Here is a 15017-nt window from a genome sequence, read left to right on the forward strand (position 1 = left end):
TTAGCGGTTGGCATTGCCGATACGGCAACGCTCGGGTCGGAATTTAGGTTTGCCGTTTTGGCAATGACGGGGTCGAAAGATTGTTCTTTCTGCCGGATCCATCGCATCCGATAAGCAGAGACATGATCAAAGTGTGAGCGCCGCGGAGGATAGATATGGTGCAGAAAAACCTGATCGATGGGGAATGGATCGCCGGTAGCGAAGCGTTCCGCAACATCAACCCGTCCGATACCAACGACGTGGTCGGCGAATACGCCCGCGCGTCAGCCGAGGATGCGCGCGCAGCGATCGCTGCCGCCAAGGCGGCGTTTCCGGCCTGGTCGCGCTCCGGTATTCTCGAGCGCCACGCGATCCTCAGGAAGACCGCCGACGAGATCCTTGCCCGCAAGGACGAACTCGGAAAGCTCTTGTCGCGTGAGGAAGGCAAGACCTTGGCCGAAGGCATCGGCGAGACGGTGCGCGCCGGCCAGATCTTCGACTTCTTCGCCGGCGAGTGCCTGCGGTTGGCGGGCGAAGTGCTGCCGTCGGCAAGACCCAATATCGGCGTCGAGATCCCCCGCGAGCCGRTCGGTGTCGTCGGCATCATCACGCCCTGGAACTTCCCGATCGCCATTCCCGCCTGGAAGATCGCGCCGGCRCTTTGCTACGGCAACACCGTCGTCTTCAAGCCGGCCGAACTGGTGCCCGGCAGTTCCTGCCTTCCAGCTTTCTTCAAGCTTCACTGCCGTTTCCATTGCACGTCCGCTCCATGTCAGGGCATCNGAGGAAGGCAAGACCTTGGCCGAAGGCATCGGCGAGACGGTGCGCGCCGGCCAGATCTTCGACTTCTTCGCCGGCGAGTGCCTGCGGTTGGCGGGCGAAGTGCTGCCGTCGGCAAGACCCAATATCGGCGTCGAGATCACCCGCGAGCCGATCGGTGTCGTCGGCATCATCACGCCCTGGAACTTCCCGATCGCCATTCCCGCCTGGAAGATCGCGCCGGCGCTTTGCTACGGCAACACCGTCGTCTTCAAGCCGGCCGAACTGGTGCCCGGCAGTTCCTGGGCGATCGTCGACATTCTTCACCGTGCCGGCCTGCCGAAGGGCGTCTTGAACCTCGTGATGGGCAAGGGCTCGGTCGTCGGCCAGGCGATGCTCGACAGCCCGGACATTCACGCCATCACCTTCACCGGCTCGACCGGCACGGGCAAACGCGTGGCGCTCGCCTCGGTCGAACACAATCGCAAGTACCAGCTGGAAATGGGCGGCAAGAACCCCTTCGTCGTGCTCGATGACGCCGACCTCAATGTTGCAGTGGAAGCCGCGGTCAACTCCGCCTTCTTCTCGACCGGCCAGCGTNGAGGAAGGCAAGACCTTGGCCGAAGGCATCGGCGAGACGGTGCGCGCCGGCCAGATCTTCGACTTCTTCGCCGGCGAGTGCCTGCGGTTGGCGGGCGAGGTGCTGCCGTCGGCAAGACCCAATATCGGCGTCGAGATCACCCGCGAGCCGGTCGGTGTCGTCGGCATCATCACGCCCTGGAACTTCCCGATCGCCATTCCCGCCTGGAAGATCGCGCCGGCRCTYTGCTACGGCAACACCGTCGTCTTCAAGCCGGCCGAACTGGTGCCCGGCAGTTCCTGGGCCATCGTCGACATTCTTAACCGCGCCGGCCTGCCGAAGGGCGTCTTGAACCTCGTCATGGGCAAGGGCTCGGTCGTCGGCCAGGCGATGCTCGACAGCCCSGACATTCACGCCATCACCTTCACCGGCTCGACCGGCACGGGCAAACGCGTGGCGCTCGCCTCCGTCGAACACAATCGCAAATACCAGCTGGAGATGGGCGGCAAGAACCCCTTCGTCGTGCTCGATGACGCCGACCTCAATGTTGCAGTGGAAGCCGCGGTCAACTCCGCCTTCTTCTCGACCGGCCAGCGTTGCACCGCATCTTCCCGGCTCATCGTCACCGAGGGCATTCATGATCGCTTCGTGGCGGCCATGGGCGAACGGATGAAGGGGCTTGTGATCGACGACGCCTTGAAGGCCGGCACCCAGNGATGGTGTCGTCTGAGGAGGCGGCGTTTCAGGGAGGCGAGGAACACAATCGCAAGTACCAGCTGGARATGGGCGGCAAGAACCCCTTCGTCGTGCTCGATGACGCCGACCTCAATGTTGCAGTGGAAGCCGCGGTCAACTCCGCCTTCTTCTCGACCGGCCAGCGTTGCACGGCATCTTCGCGCCTCATCGTCACCGAGGGCATTCATGATCGCTTCGTGGCGGCCATGGGCGAACGGATGAAGGGGCTTGTGATCGACGACGCCTTGAAGGCCGGCACCCAGATCGGTCCGGTGGTCGATGAGAGCCAGCTCAACCAGGACACCGACTATATCGCCATCGGCCGAGTCCGCATTTTCAGCAGGGCACCCTTGAAGGCATCTCCCTGCTTGCCCCTGCGCTTTCGATNCTTGTGATCGACGACGCCTTGAAGGCCGGCACCCAGATCGGTCCGGTGGTCGATGAGAGCCAGCTCAACCAGGACACCGACTATATCGCCATCGGCCGMCAGGAAGGCGCCAAGCTTGCCTTCGGCGGCGAGCTTCTGAAGCGCGACACGCCCGGCTTCTACCTGCAGCCGGCGCTGTTTACCGAAGCGACGAACGCGATGCGCATTTCTCGGGAAGAGATCTTCGGCCCGGTCGCATCCGTCATCCGCGTCAAGGACTACGATGAGGCGCTCACTGTCGCCAACGACACGCCCTTCGGTCTGTCCTCGGGGATTGCCACCACCAGCCTCAAGCACGCGACCCATTTCAAGCGCAATGCCGACGCCGGCATGGTGATGGTCAACCTGCCGACGGCGGGCGTCGACTTCCACGTGCCCTTCGGCGGCCGCAAGGGCTCGTCCCACGGCTCGCGCGAGCAGGGGCGCTACGCCGCCGAGTTCTACACCACCGTCAAGACGGCCTACACGCTCGCTTGAATGTGAGGCAAGCCCCGGCGTCCAGCATCCATGTCGATGTGGGCGGCGGGGCTTTTCGATAGATAGCTCAAGTCCGCAAGGATAATTGCCGAGGCCGCCAGCTCAGGAGGTCGCGATTTTCTCTCAGAGAACGGGATAGAGGCCTCGCGAAGACACCACGTACTGGATCGCCGCAAGCAGGATCGCGACCACAACGGTCACACCGATACGCAACGTTCTTTCAAGGAAGGTTTCCTGGCCCTGCATCGTCAAACCTCGTTCTGAAACAGGTGTATCGACAATCGGCAAGGTCAGAGTATCAGGCGCGCGAGCGCGAGCACAGACCGCAATGACAAGTCGCAGAACGGGAACGACCTTTAAAAACCCGTCCGCCGCTTCAGATCAGAGACGGACGGGAGCCCCGGGGAGAAGAAGCGGCCTAGAAAGCAGCTCGCCTGTCGTATCTCGCGAGACGGGCAAGCAGATAGTCCACTTCCGCCCGCGCTGTCGGGGTCAGCATCTGGGCTGGCTTGCGTTGCGCGTCGGTGGCGATAACGCCGCGACGCTTCAGAACGTGCTTGCGAATGGCAAGGCCTATCCCGAGCTGCTGCTCGTAACGGATCAACGGCAGGTGCGCGTCGAATAGATCGTGCGCTTCATCCCTTTTCCCGACCGCAGAAAGCTCCATCAGTTCGGTAAGCATGTCCGGAAAACCGTAGCCGGTCATGGCACCATCGGCACCGCGCTCCGGCTCAAAGTCGAGGAAGAGGCCGCCATTGCCGCACAGGATGGAAAATTCGCGAAGTTCGCCCGCCTTCTGCATGGCGCGCAACTTTGATATTTTCTCAAGACCGGGCCAGTCCTCGTGCTTCAGCATCAGGCAGGACGAATGGTTGGCGATTATCTTCGCGATGACGCCAGGCGCCATGACAACCGTGAGGGTCAGCGGATAGTCCTGCAAAACCCACGGCACATCTTGGCCGACCGCTTCCACCGCACCTGCGAAATAGTTGACGATCTGATCATCCGTGCGCAGCGCAGGTGGCGGAGCGATCATGACGCCGGCAGCACCCATCTCCATCGAGTCACGCGCCAGCGAGCGCATGCTGGCAAAGCCTGGAGCGGATACCCCGACGATGACAGGAATCTTCGACCGGGAGACCACCCGCTTGACGATGGTTCTGCTTTCCTCCGGTTCGAGCTTCGGGGCCTCGCCCATGATTCCAAGGATCGTGACGCCGGTGCAACCGCTCTCCTCATAAAAATCTGTCAACTTGTCGATCGAATTGAAATCGATCGAGCCGTCCTCGAAGAACGGTGTCGTCGCGATGGCGTAGACGCCCTTGGATTGCGTGCTGAACGTCATTTCTGGCTTTCCTTCCAGGCCTCGTACCGGGCCTTCGTTTCAGCGTTCATCGGGTAAAGACCGGGAAGCGGCACGCCCCGATCCACTTCACTCATGATCCAGGCTTCCATACGCTCCTGCTCGGGTGCCTCAGCGAGCACCTCTTCGAGAAGCGCGGCCGGAATCAGGACTGCGCCGTCGTCGTCGACGACGACAATATCATCAGGCAGAACGGCGACGCCGCCGCAATTGATCGGCTCCTGCCATCCAACGAAGGTCAAGCCTGCGACTGAAGGCGGTGCCGCAACACCATTGCACCACACCTTCATGCCGCTCGCCAGCACCCCCTCGGCGTCCCGCATCACGCCGTCGGTAACGAGGCCGGCAACTTTGCGTTTCGCCATGCGGGCACACAGGATGTCGCCGAAGATGCCGGCATCACTGACGCCCACTGCATCGGCAACGGCGACGCAGCCCTCTGGCATCACTTCGATCGCCGCCCGCGTGGAGATTGGCGACGCCCAGCTCGCAGGCGTGGCGAGGTCTTCCCGGGCAGGAATGAACCGCAGCGTAAAGGCCTTGCCGACAACCCGTCCCTGGCCGGGCTTCAGTGGTTTCGTGCCGCGCAGCCAGGTGTTGCGAAGCCCTTTTTTGAGGAGAACCGTGGTGAGCGTCGCGGTGGAGACGCTCGTCAGAGTTTCAACGACGTGAGGCTCAAGTGTCATTAGAAACCTCGCACATCAGATGCTGTTGATCAGCCCGCCATCGACACGGATGACTGAGCCGGTGATATAGGATGCGCGGGGGCTCGCAAGGAAGCTGACGGTGTCGCCATATTCCTTCGGATCGCCGTAGCGGCCGACCGGGATCGACGCGGTGCTTTCAGCCGTGACCTCGGCGACGGGGCGCTTCTCGCGCTTGGCCTTCTGTTCGTCCAGAAAGACGATCCGCCCGGTGGCAATACGCCCCGGCAGTACGATGTTTGCGGTGATACCGTCGCGACCAACCTCACGCGCCAGGGTCTTCGACCAGCCGACCAAGGCCAGGCGCAGGCTGTTCGATATCCCGAGATTTGCAATCGGCGCGACGACGCCGGAGGACGTCGAGGTAATGATGCGTCCCCATTTGCGCTCGCGCATACCCGGAAGCACCGCATCGGTGACCGCGATCACCGAGCGAACCATGAGGTCGAAATATTTCGACCAATCGTCGGGCGGCTGTCCGGCGGCGGGCGTTGGCGGCGGCCCCCCGGTGTTGTTGACAAGGATGTCGACCGGTCCGAACGCAGCCTTTATGGCATCGAGCTTCTGACCGATCAGGGAAAGGTCGCCGATATCCCAAACGAGCGGAATGGCCTTGCCGCCTGCGCCGCTGATTGCCTCTGCCGTCGCCGTGGCGCTTTCCTCGTGGATGTCGGCGACAACGACGGAAACGCCTTCTGCCGCGAGCGACCTGGCGATCGCGCCGCCAAGCCCACCACCGGCGCCGAATACGAGCGCCGTCTTGCTGTTCAACTGAAGATCCAACTCTTCCTCCTGTTGTTTGACGGCACTATGCCAAGGTGGAAACGGAAGAAAAACCTTCCTTTTTATCCCTTCAGACGATAGTAAAAATAACGATGGAAACGCGCTTTCTCGAAACCTTTCTGGCGGTGGTCCAGCATGGCTCGCTCGCCGAGGCATCACGCCGCATGGGCGTCACGCCAGCGGCGGTCGCGCAACGGATCCAGGCGTTGGAAGACGAGATCGGACTGCCTCTTCTTGCGCGATCAGGCCGGCGGGTGAAGCCAACCGAAGCGGGCGTCGCAATCCTGGAAAAGAGCCGGCGCGTTCTGGCCGAAGTCAGGCAGTTGAAAGGCGTGGCGCGCGACGACCAGGCATTCGGAGAACTCCGTCTGGGAGCCATCTCGACGGTTCTGACCGGCCTGCTTCCGAACGCCTTGCGGCGGGTTTTCGACAGGACGCCGGGCATCGACATCTTCCTGCTGCCGGGAACGTCGGCCGAACTCTATAACAGTGTCGCTGAAGAGAAGATCGACGCGGCAATCCTTGTCAAACCGCCCTTCCCCATTCCAAAGACGCTCAACTGGGACCTCATCCGGTCGGAACGGTTCGTACTCCTGGCCCCCCCGGACCTTTCAGAGACCCCTGTCGACCGCCTGCTTCGCGAGCAACCGTTCATTCGATACGACAGAAGCAACTGGGGTGGCCGACTGGCCGATACCTACCTTCAAACCCAGCGAATTCTCCCTCGAGAGTGGCTGGAGCTCGATTCACTGGAAGCCATATCGATGATGGTTGAGGCTGGGCTCGGCGTGTCGCTGATGCCCGACTGGCGCTCGCCGCTCTTCGACAAGCTGCGCGTCGCCCGGCTACCGCTACCGAATGCGCCGAGCCGTGAGATCGGTTTGCTCAGGACACGCAACGTGCCGTCTGGCCGACTGATACAGACCGTCCTCGACGCCATCCGATCATAGAAAACGCGGGTGACGTCGGCGGTCGAACGCTAGGGGATTTGCTCTCAGCAGCGGCCTGCCGCCGGAACAGGGGCCGACTATCCGGCAGCGCGCGCACGGATTATTCGGCAACTCCGAAATAACATTTCTGTCCGTGACGGATTATCGGACCGGGCTGAACGGTACTACCGTCACTCGTGGTCGATGCACCCCGATCGGCCCACGGCATTTCAAACCCGTTCACACCATCAATCCGCAGAAGCACCCCCGAGATCGTTCGCACCAGCGCCCGACGCAAGGAACCGTCATGACCACAGAAAAGGTAATCTCCATCGCGATTTTGAAGGCCAAGCCGTACCAACGCGAGGCGCTCCGGCAAGGCCTGCTTGGTCTCATCGCTCCAACGCGGGCAGAACCCGGCAACCTCGACTATGTCTTGTTCGAGCTGCGGGATGAGCCCGGTACCTTCTACATGCGCGAAGCTTTCGCCGACCAGCTTGCGCTCGACGCGCACTTCGCAACACCCCATTTTCAAGCCTTCGCGACCGAAATCGATGCTCTCCTTGAAGAACCGCTGCGCCTGATTTTCCTGGATCAGGTCTCCCCGTGAGCCGCGGTGACGATCTCGAACTTGCGGGCGGTATCGCCGGAGCAACTGGTTAGGAGGCGAAATTGCGCTTGTAGGTCGACGCGATCAACGCTGCAGCGCGTTCGAATGCCTTGTCCTCGTCGCGTTCTTCGATCGCGACGAGGATCGCCTCATGCTGGGCCAGGGATTGGCCGAAACCGCCTGTAGCCGCCATCGTCTTCGGGATGCTGATGGAGAGCGCTGCCCGAATGACGGAAGCAACCGGCAAGAGGAAGCGGTTGTGCGCGGATTGAAAGATGTTGAGGTGAAAGGCGATATCAGCCTCGATCGCGTCTTCGACACGAGCGCCGCCTTCCGCCATTCGCGCGAAAGCGGCCCGAATCTCTGCATGCTCGGCCGCAGATCCGCGTCTGGCGGCAAGGCGTGCAGCAAGCGGTTCGATCGACAGGCGGAGCTCGAACAGTTCTTCGGCAAGCGTTGCCTGATCCTCCGCGTCACTTTGCCACGAAAGCACGACGGGATCGAGGGTGTTCCAGTGTTCGGCCGCCCGCACGCGTGTCCCGAGGCGGGGCTTTGCCTCAATGAAGCCTTTGGTCGACAGGATCTTCAGCGCTTCGCGCAACGTCGTGCGGCTGACGCCGAGCGTCGCCAGCATGTCGGCTTCCTTCGGCAGGGTATCGCCAACCTTCAGCTCGCCGAGCGTGATGCGGCGGCCGATATCGCCTGCGATGCGAGCAGGCAGGCCGCGATCCTCCCGAGCGATTGCCTTCATGCCCACTCTCTCCATTGCATCTCCGCCCCGTTCATAGCCGGTCGCCCCGATCAGGAAAAGCCACCCATCGCGGCCGCGTAGCGGCGGGTCATCTCGATGCCAATCGCGGTCGGTCGCATGGCCGGCGCACGGTCGTGGATGGTTATGCCCGCCCGTTCGCCGAAAAGGCGCTTCCCGTAACAAAGCAGCGTCTCGATGCCCTGCATGGTGAAGACCACGCCGGGCAGCATCTGCCGATAAGCGTCTTGCGCGTGCTCGTCCCAACCGTCTGAAAAGAACTCGTAGGCGCGCACGGCATAGTCGATCGAATCTGGCGCAAGGATCAGGCCGTGGCAACCGATGCGCAGGTTCTCGAGCAGCTCGAGGCCCGCACGACCATTAAATACCGGCAGCCGGCCCTCGGTAACCTCGATGAGATGGGCGATGTCGACGACAGGCCCCTCGCCCTTCACCAGCCGGATGTTCGGGTGCTGGCGCACCAGCTCGCGAATATCGGCGGCCGTCAGCCCTCGTCCCATCAGGGCCGGGGCGTTCTGAATGGCAAGCGGCAACTCGGTCTGATCGGCGACGTGGCCGAAGAAGCGGATGTACTCGGCGGCCGAGAACTGGCCGACCATCGGCGGCTGGAGGATCAGCCAGTCGGCGCCGGCCCGTGCCGCATGGCGCGCCTGGCGCACCTGTTCCTCGACCGACGCGCCAAAGATCGTCAGGGCGACCGGCACCTGCCCGGCCGTATCCTCGACCAGCCACTCCATGATTGCCACGCGCTCGGCCTCGTCGAGCTTGGAGGTTTCGGTTGCAAGGCCAAGCCCTGCCATGCCGTGCACGCCGCTTGCCAGGCAGATCTCCGTCTGGCGGCGCATGGCGGCGCGATCGAGCTTTTCGTCCTTGTCGAAAAGCGCGTAGAGGATGGCGTGGATGCCATGAAGGCTTTCGATACGAAAGTCGTCCACCGTCGCCTCCTCAATGGCTTTCGCGCGGAACGGCGTGGCCGCGGCCGCCGACAAGAAAATCGAGATCCGCGCCGGTGTCGGCCTGCATCACGCGCTCGACATAGAGGCCCTGATAACCACCGACCATTTCCGGGGGTGGCGCAGTCCAGGCGGTTTTTCGGCGCGCCAGTTCCTCGTCGCTCACGTCGAGGTGGAGGCGGCGGCCGGCAACGTCGAGCTCAATCCAGTCGCCATCCCTTACCAGGGCCAGCGGGCCGCCAACCGCAGCTTCGGGTGCCGTGTGCAGGACGACGGTGCCAAAGGCCGTCCCCGACATGCGGGCATCCGAGATCCTCACCATGTCGCGCAGGCCCTTTTTCAGGAGCTTCTGCGGGAGAGCCATGTTGCCGACCTCGGCCATGCCCGGATAGCCCTTCGGGCCGCAGTTCTTCAGCACCATGATCGAGGTCTCGTCGATGTTAAGATCCGGGTCATCGATCCGCGCCTTGTAGTGGTCGATGGTTTCGAACACGACAGCGCGGCCGCGGTGTTGCATCAGCGCCGGGGTCGCCGCGGAAGGCTTGATGATCGCGCCGTCAGGCGCAAGGTTGCCGCGCAACACGGCGATGCCGCCACTCGACGTCAGGGCCCGATCGAGCGGCAGGATGACGTCGTCGTTGTAGTTCTCGACAGATTCGATGTTGGCGCCGACGCTTTGGCCGGTCACCGTCAGGGCACTGAGTTCCAGAAGCGCAGCAATCTCCTTCATGACGGCGGGCAGCCCGCCGGCATAGTGGAAATCCTCCATCAGATAGCGCCCCGAAGGCATGAGGTTGAGGATGGTCGGAATATCGCGGCCGAGCCGGTCCCAGTCGTCGAGAGAGAGCTTCGTGCCAATCCGCCCGGCGATTGCCAGGAGATGCACAACGGCGTTGGTGGAGCCGCCGATCGCACCGTTGACGCGGATGGCATTGGCGAAGGCGTCACGGGTCAGGATCTTCGACAGGCGCAGGTCCTCGGCAACCATTTCGACGATCCGCCGCCCGGTCAGCCGCGCCAGCCGGGCGCGGCCCGCATCAACCGCCGGACAGGCGGCATTGCCGGGCAGCGCAAGCCCGAGCGCTTCAACCATGGACGCCATGGTCGAGGCGGTGCCCATCGTCATGCAATGGCCTGGCGAGCGCGACATGGCGCTTTCGGCCGCCATGAAATCCTGTTGCGACATGACACCGGCGCGCACGTCTTCGGAAAACTTCCAGACATCGGTGCCTGAGCCGATCGTGCGACCCTTGAAGCGGCCGTTCAACATCGGCCCGCCGGAGATGACAATCGAAGGAAGATCGCAGGAGGCGGCCCCCATCACCAGCGACGGCGTGGTCTTGTCGCAGCCCGCCATCAGCACGACGCCGTCGATAGGGTTGCCGCGGATCGCCTCCTCTACATCCATCGAGGCGAGGTTGCGGAAAAGCATGGCGGTCGGCCGCAGATTGGACTCGCCGCAGGAAAACACCGGGAACTCCAGCGGCAGGCCACCGGCCTCGAGCACGCCTGCCTTGATGTGTTCGACCAGCGCACGGAAATGCGCATTGCAGGGCGTCAGCTCCGAGAAAGTGTTGCAGATGCCGATCACCGGCCGCCCGTCGAAGACGTCGTCGGGCAACCCGTTGTTCTTCATCCAGCTGCGATGAATGAAGGCGTCCTTGTCCAGTCCGCCAAACCAATGCTGCGATCTTAATTTCCTGGACATGTGTCCTCCCCGATTACCTCGAGCGCTCGCGCTCTTTTCATTTCTCATATAATCGGAGTTATTGCAGGTCAAGCGATGACCGGCGTGACGTGAAGGCAAAGAAAAACCTCCGGCTGGTGAGGCCGGAGGTCGAAAAAAGTGGAGGGAAGCTGTCGAAGTGGCCCTTCAGGGATGGTGCAGCACGCTCATACCGCCATCGACCGTCAGGCAGGTGGCGTTCATGAACGGGCATTCGTCCGAGATCATGAAGAGTGCAGCCTTGGCGATTTCCTCCGGTGTTGCGATGCGGCCGCCGGGATGGAGCTTCATGGTATCGGCCTCGGCGGCGACCGGATCGGGGAAACTGTTCCAGTATTCCACGGCCTTCTGCGTGCGGACATAACCCGGCGCCAGCGCATTCACGCGCACGCCCTGCCCGGCATATTCGAGCCCCAGCGCCTTGGTCATGCCGAGAAGCGCATGTTTGGCGACCGGATAGGGGAAGGTGTGCGGGATGATGGTGAAGGCGTGGGTCGAGGCAATATTGAGGATGACGCCGCCGCCCGCCTCGATCATGCCCGGCAGCACAGCCTTGCTGCAATTCCACGCACCCTTGAGATTGATGTCGAAGCAGCGCTGCCAATCGGCATCCGAGAGTTTCAACGGCTCGAAGAAGACGTTGACGCCGGCATTGTTGACGAGCGCATTCGGCTGACCGATCTCACGGGCGGCGGTAACGACGACCTGCTCGATGGCATCGGCATCGGTGATATCGGCCGTGGCGTAGCCGACCTTCCCGCCCGACGCACGCAGGCGCTCGGCTTCGCTCGCCAAGAGGTCGCCATCACGGTCGATGAGGAAGAGGCCCGCCCCCTCGCCAAGGAAGGTTTCAGCGATGGCAAGGCCTATCCCCTGCGCCGCCCCTGTGACAACGACGCGTTTTCCCTCAAGACGACCCGCCATATCCGCGCTCCCTACCACTCGGCTACGCTACCATCGGCGTGGCGCCAAATCGGGTTGCGCCAGCGATGGCCTTCCTTTGCGCGCTCGATGACATATTGCTCATCCACCTCGATGCCGAGGCCAGGGCCTTGCGGGATAGACACGAAGCCGTCCGCGTAGTGGAACACCTCCTTGTTGGAGATGTAGTCGAGAATGTCGTTGGCCTCGTTGTAGTGGATGCCGAGGCTCTGTTCCTGGATGAAGGCGTTGTAGCTGACGGCATCGACCTGAAGGCAGGCGGCAAGCGCAATCGGTCCCAGCGGGCAATGCGGTGCCAGCGCCACGTCGTAGGCCTCCGCCATCGCAGCAATCTTGCGGCATTCGGTGATGCCGCCGGCATGCGACAGGTCCGGCTGCAGGATATCGACATAGCCGTCGGCCAGCACCGACTTGAAGTCCCAACGCGAATAGAGCCGCTCACCGAGCGCGATCGGCGTCGAGCAATGGTTGGCAATTTCCTTCAGCGCCTCGCGGTTTTCCGAAAGCACCGGTTCTTCGATAAACATCAGGTTGAAGGGCTGAAGTTCCTTCGCCAGGACCTTCGCCATCGGCCGGTGCACGCGACCGTGGAAATCGACGCCGATGCCGATATGCGGGCCGATCGCCTCGCGGATCGTCGCAATGGTTTCGACCGCCTTTTCCACCTTCTCCCAGGTGTCGACGATCTGCATCTCCTCGCAGCCATTGAGCTTGATGGCCTTGAAGCCGCGGGCGACGACGTCGCGGGCATTTTTGGCGACATCGGACGGACGGTCACCGCCGATCCAGGAATAGACCTTGATGCGGTCGCGCACCTGGCCGCCAAGCAGCGCATGCACCGGTTGGCCATAGGCCTTGCCCTTGATGTCCCAGAGCGCCTGGTCGATTCCAGCAATCGCCGACATGTGGACCGCACCGCCGCGGTAGAAGCCGCCGCGATACATCACCTGCCAGTGGTCCTCAATCAGCAGCGGATCCTTGCCGATCAGATAGTCCGCAAGCTCGTTGACGGCGGCTTCCACGGTCAGGGCGCGGCCTTCGACAACCGGCTCACCCCAGCCGACGATGCCCTCGTCGGTCTCGATCTTCAGAAACAGCCAGCGCGGCGGAACGATGTAGGTGGTGAGCTTGGTGATCTTCATGGTGCGATTATCCGCTGGGTCAAACAAGGCGACGACGTCGGCCGCCGGGAAGGGGTTTCAGCGCGCCGACGGGGCGGGCCGGTGACGTTCTACGGCAAGCTTGAGGTCGCGGGCGGCAAGATCCAGCATGCGCGTGGAACAGTCGCGCGCCCTCGCCTTGTCGCGCAGACGCAGTGCCTCGACCAGTTCGCCATGGATATCGATTGCTTCGTCACGACGTTCGGCAACTTCATTGGAGGCATACAGCGAGAACTTCAGCGCCGCCTGGATGATGCCGACGAGTTGCAGGAAGACCTGGTTATGGCTGGCCTTGAGCAGGCAGGTATGAAAGGCGACGTCGGCATCGGTGAAGCCGACGACATCGCGCTCGCCGTCACGCATCGCCTGCCAGGCGCGCTCGAGGTCGGCAATTTCCTGGACGGTCGCGCGTTCGGCCGCAAACTCAGCGGCCGCCGGCTCGATCGCGCGGCGCGCCTCCAGAACGCAGTTCAAAAGATCGAATTCAAAGATGCGCTCGCCGATCCATTCGAGCACCTGGGAATCGAGGATGTTCCACTCGTCCTTGTTGCAGACGATCGTGCCCACCCGGGAACGGCCGCGGACCATGCCCTTCGATTCCAGCACCTTCAAGGTTTCGCGAATGACGGTCCGGCTGACGCCATAACGTTCGCAAAGGTCGTTTTCGCGCGGCAGGAAGGAGCCGACCGGAAAGACGTCGGCGCAGATGTCCGAGGCGATGGCGCGCGTCACATTCTTTTGAACGCGAGGGCGACGCTGGCCGCGCTCCTGCGCGCCGTTGCTGTAGTCCTGCTCTTCCACCGCCATTTTCCTCCCGCCCCCGTCTCCCTGTCGCTCCATAGCGCAGACGCTTGGAGGCGACAACGCAGCGAAGCACATTATCGTTATACATCACTATCTCATTCATCATACAAAGGCAATTGACGAATATGATGATTCATCATACACAAATGCTCGCTGCAGGAGGCAGTTCACCAGGGAGAGACATCATGCGCTTTATCAAGGCAGCCATTCTGGCTGGTACCGTCGCCGTGTTTGCGGCAACCTCGGCGTTCGCTGCCGACGTCAAAATCGGCTTCATCGTCAAGCAGCCGGAAGAGCCGTGGTTCCAGGACGAATGGAAGTTCGCCGACGTCGCCGCTAAGGAAAAGGGCTTCACGCTGGTCAAGATCGGTGCGGAAGACGGCGAGAAGGTTCAGTCGGCAATCGACAATCTCGGCGCCCAGGGCGCGCAGGGCTTCATCGTCTGCACCCCTGACGTCAAGCTCGGCCCCGGCATCGTCGCGAAAGCGGCCGCCAACGACCTCAAGTTGATGACGGTCGACGACCGTTTGGTCAACGCCGACGGCAGCCCGATCGAAGACGTGCCCCACATGGGCATTTCGGCGACGAAAATCGGCGAAGCTGTTGGTCAAGCCCTGGTCGACGAAATCAAGAAGCGTGGCTGGGACATGAAGGACGTCGGCGCGATCCGCGTTTCCTACGACCAGCTCCCGACGGCGGTCGACCGCGTTGAGGGCGCACTTTCAGTTCTCAAGGCCAACGGCTTCCCGGAAGCCAACATCTTCGACGCGCCGCAGGCCAAGACCGATACGGAGGCAGCACTTAACGCCTCGACGATCGTGCTCAATAAGAACGCCGGCATCAAGAAGTGGGTTGCGATCGGCCTCAATGACGAAGCGGTACTCGGCGCCGTGCGCGCAACCGAGACGGTCGGCATTGCTCCCGACAGCATGATCGGCGTCGGCATTGGCGGCGCGGACTCGGCGATCAACGAGTTCAAGAAGCCTGCGGCGACCGGCTTCTTCGGCACCGTCATCATCTCGCCGAAGCGCCACGGCTACGAGACCGCACTCAACATGTATGAGTGGATCGCCAACGGCAAGGAACCGGAAAAGCTGACCCTGACCGCCGGCCAGCTTGCGCTGCGCGACAACTACGAGGCCGTACGCAAGGATCTCGGCATCGAGTAATCGCTGCTTGCGACACGAGATCACGATTGTTTGGGTCGGACCGACCCAAACAATCAACGTGATCGATTCTGGTAGTTTAGAGCGGGATGCGGGCGGAAAACCGCGCACACTTTCCTCATCCCGCTCTATCGGCCCGGCGGCTCGGCTG

13 protein-coding genes and 5 pseudogenes are annotated in these 15017 nt (G+C 62.4%); 8 read left to right on the forward strand and 10 right to left on the reverse strand.

Going from position 1 to position 15017, the window contains the following annotated elements:
- Window positions 1-155: 155 nt before the first annotated feature.
- The 5 pseudogenes from ASD63_RS34630 to ASD63_RS29300 form a co-directional block, all read left to right on the forward strand.
- Window positions 156-686 (forward strand): annotated as a pseudogene (locus ASD63_RS34630) (aldehyde dehydrogenase family protein); the annotation flags it as partial.
- A 76-nt stretch (window positions 687-762) separates the two neighbouring features.
- Window positions 763-1338 (forward strand): annotated as a pseudogene (locus ASD63_RS29290) (aldehyde dehydrogenase family protein); the annotation flags it as partial.
- A 1-nt stretch (window position 1339) separates the two neighbouring features.
- A pseudogene (locus ASD63_RS29295) lies at window positions 1340-2032 on the forward strand (aldehyde dehydrogenase family protein); the annotation flags it as partial.
- A 1-nt stretch (window position 2033) separates the two neighbouring features.
- Window positions 2034-2379 (forward strand): annotated as a pseudogene (locus ASD63_RS34635) (aldehyde dehydrogenase family protein); the annotation flags it as partial.
- Window positions 2380-2441: 62 nt separating this feature from the next.
- Window positions 2442-2957: pseudogene (locus tag ASD63_RS29300) on the forward strand (aldehyde dehydrogenase family protein); the annotation flags it as partial.
- A 123-nt stretch (window positions 2958-3080) separates the two neighbouring features.
- On the opposite strand, the gene ASD63_RS36685 reads toward ASD63_RS29300, so the two are convergent.
- From ASD63_RS36685 to ASD63_RS29315, 4 genes are all read right to left on the reverse strand, one after another.
- Entirely contained in the window at window positions 3081-3203 is a 123-nt protein-coding gene (locus tag ASD63_RS36685; protein WP_256385294.1) for a hypothetical protein, read from the reverse strand.
- A gap of 172 nt (window positions 3204-3375) precedes the next feature.
- Complete coding sequence (locus ASD63_RS29305; RefSeq protein WP_060530188.1) at window positions 3376-4302, reverse strand: dihydrodipicolinate synthase family protein; 927 nt, start codon at window positions 4300-4302, stop codon at window positions 3376-3378.
- On the reverse strand, window positions 4299-5006 hold the full coding sequence (locus ASD63_RS29310) for a ribonuclease activity regulator RraA (protein WP_060530189.1): 708 nt from the start codon (window positions 5004-5006) through the stop codon (window positions 4299-4301). Before ASD63_RS29310 ends, ASD63_RS29305 begins: the two co-directional genes overlap by 4 nt.
- 15 nt (window positions 5007-5021) lie before the next feature.
- Window positions 5022-5807 (reverse strand): SDR family oxidoreductase, encoded by a 786-nt coding sequence (locus tag ASD63_RS29315; RefSeq protein WP_060530190.1) that lies wholly within the window; start codon window positions 5805-5807, stop codon window positions 5022-5024.
- Window positions 5808-5842: 35 nt separating this feature from the next.
- Here ASD63_RS29315 and ASD63_RS29320 point away from each other — a divergent pair, with 35 nt between their 5' ends.
- Together ASD63_RS29320 and ASD63_RS29325 are read left to right on the forward strand one after the other, a co-directional pair.
- Entirely contained in the window at window positions 5843-6757 is a 915-nt protein-coding gene (locus ASD63_RS29320) for a LysR family transcriptional regulator (protein ID WP_244497287.1), read from the forward strand.
- A gap of 286 nt (window positions 6758-7043) precedes the next feature.
- A complete protein-coding gene (locus tag ASD63_RS29325; RefSeq protein ID WP_060530192.1) occupies window positions 7044-7346 on the forward strand; it encodes a putative quinol monooxygenase in 303 nt (100 codons plus the stop codon).
- A 49-nt stretch (window positions 7347-7395) separates the two neighbouring features.
- Here ASD63_RS29325 and ASD63_RS29330 read toward each other — a convergent pair whose 3' ends face one another.
- The 6 genes from ASD63_RS29330 to ASD63_RS29355 form a co-directional block, all read right to left on the reverse strand.
- A complete protein-coding gene (locus tag ASD63_RS29330) occupies window positions 7396-8097 on the reverse strand; it encodes a FadR/GntR family transcriptional regulator (protein ID WP_051659470.1) in 702 nt (233 codons plus the stop codon).
- Window positions 8098-8147: 50 nt separating this feature from the next.
- Window positions 8148-9050, reverse strand: a complete 903-nt coding sequence (locus tag ASD63_RS29335) for a dihydrodipicolinate synthase family protein (protein WP_060530227.1) — start codon at window positions 9048-9050, stop codon at window positions 8148-8150.
- 10 nt (window positions 9051-9060) lie between these two features.
- The gene (gene araD, locus ASD63_RS29340; RefSeq protein ID WP_060530193.1) at window positions 9061-10776 is read right to left on the reverse strand and encodes an L-arabinonate dehydratase; all 1716 of its coding nucleotides are present in this window, start codon (window positions 10774-10776) and stop codon (window positions 9061-9063) included.
- Between the two features lie 165 nt (window positions 10777-10941).
- Entirely contained in the window at window positions 10942-11718 is a 777-nt protein-coding gene (locus ASD63_RS29345; RefSeq protein WP_060530194.1) for an SDR family oxidoreductase, read from the reverse strand.
- Between the two features lie 11 nt (window positions 11719-11729).
- Window positions 11730-12878, reverse strand: coding sequence for a galactonate dehydratase (dgoD, locus tag ASD63_RS29350; RefSeq protein WP_060530195.1), 1149 nt, complete (start codon window positions 12876-12878; stop codon window positions 11730-11732).
- Between the two features lie 57 nt (window positions 12879-12935).
- Window positions 12936-13703 carry a FadR/GntR family transcriptional regulator gene (locus tag ASD63_RS29355; protein ID WP_090301412.1) on the reverse strand — a complete coding sequence of 256 codons (768 nt, stop codon included), beginning with the start codon at window positions 13701-13703 and terminating at the stop codon, window positions 12936-12938.
- Window positions 13704-13885: 182 nt separating this feature from the next.
- Between ASD63_RS29355 and ASD63_RS29360 the strand changes: the two genes are divergently transcribed.
- A complete protein-coding gene (locus ASD63_RS29360; RefSeq protein ID WP_029742701.1) occupies window positions 13886-14869 on the forward strand; it encodes an arabinose ABC transporter substrate-binding protein in 984 nt (327 codons plus the stop codon).
- Window positions 14870-15017 lie beyond the last annotated feature (148 nt).

Source organism: Ensifer sp. Root558 (assembly GCF_001427045.1).
Classification (GTDB): Bacteria; Pseudomonadota; Alphaproteobacteria; order Rhizobiales; family Rhizobiaceae; genus Ensifer; species Ensifer adhaerens.

Bases quoted from the DNA above. Each gene is read 5' to 3' on its own strand.
- dgoD (WP_060530195.1), bottom strand. From the start codon at position 12,878: ATGAAGATCACCAAGCTCACCACCTACATCGTTCCGCCGCGCTGGCTG.
- araD (WP_060530193.1), bottom strand. From the start codon at position 10,776: ATGTCCAGGAAATTAAGATCGCAGCATTGGTTTGGCGGACTGGACAAG.
- ASD63_RS36685 (WP_256385294.1), bottom strand. From the start codon at position 3,203: ATGCAGGGCCAGGAAACCTTCCTTGAAAGAACGTTGCGTATCGGTGTG.
- ASD63_RS29345 (WP_060530194.1), bottom strand. From the start codon at position 11,718: ATGGCGGGTCGTCTTGAGGGAAAACGCGTCGTTGTCACAGGGGCGGCG.
- ASD63_RS29360 (WP_029742701.1), top strand. From the start codon at position 13,886: ATGCGCTTTATCAAGGCAGCCATTCTGGCTGGTACCGTCGCCGTGTTT.
- ASD63_RS29330 (WP_051659470.1), bottom strand. From the start codon at position 8,097: ATGAAGGCAATCGCTCGGGAGGATCGCGGCCTGCCTGCTCGCATCGCA.
- ASD63_RS29305 (WP_060530188.1), bottom strand. From the start codon at position 4,302: ATGACGTTCAGCACGCAATCCAAGGGCGTCTACGCCATCGCGACGACA.
- ASD63_RS29310 (WP_060530189.1), bottom strand. From the start codon at position 5,006: ATGACACTTGAGCCTCACGTCGTTGAAACTCTGACGAGCGTCTCCACC.
- ASD63_RS29355 (WP_090301412.1), bottom strand. From the start codon at position 13,703: ATGGCGGTGGAAGAGCAGGACTACAGCAACGGCGCGCAGGAGCGCGGC.
- ASD63_RS29325 (WP_060530192.1), top strand. From the start codon at position 7,044: ATGACCACAGAAAAGGTAATCTCCATCGCGATTTTGAAGGCCAAGCCG.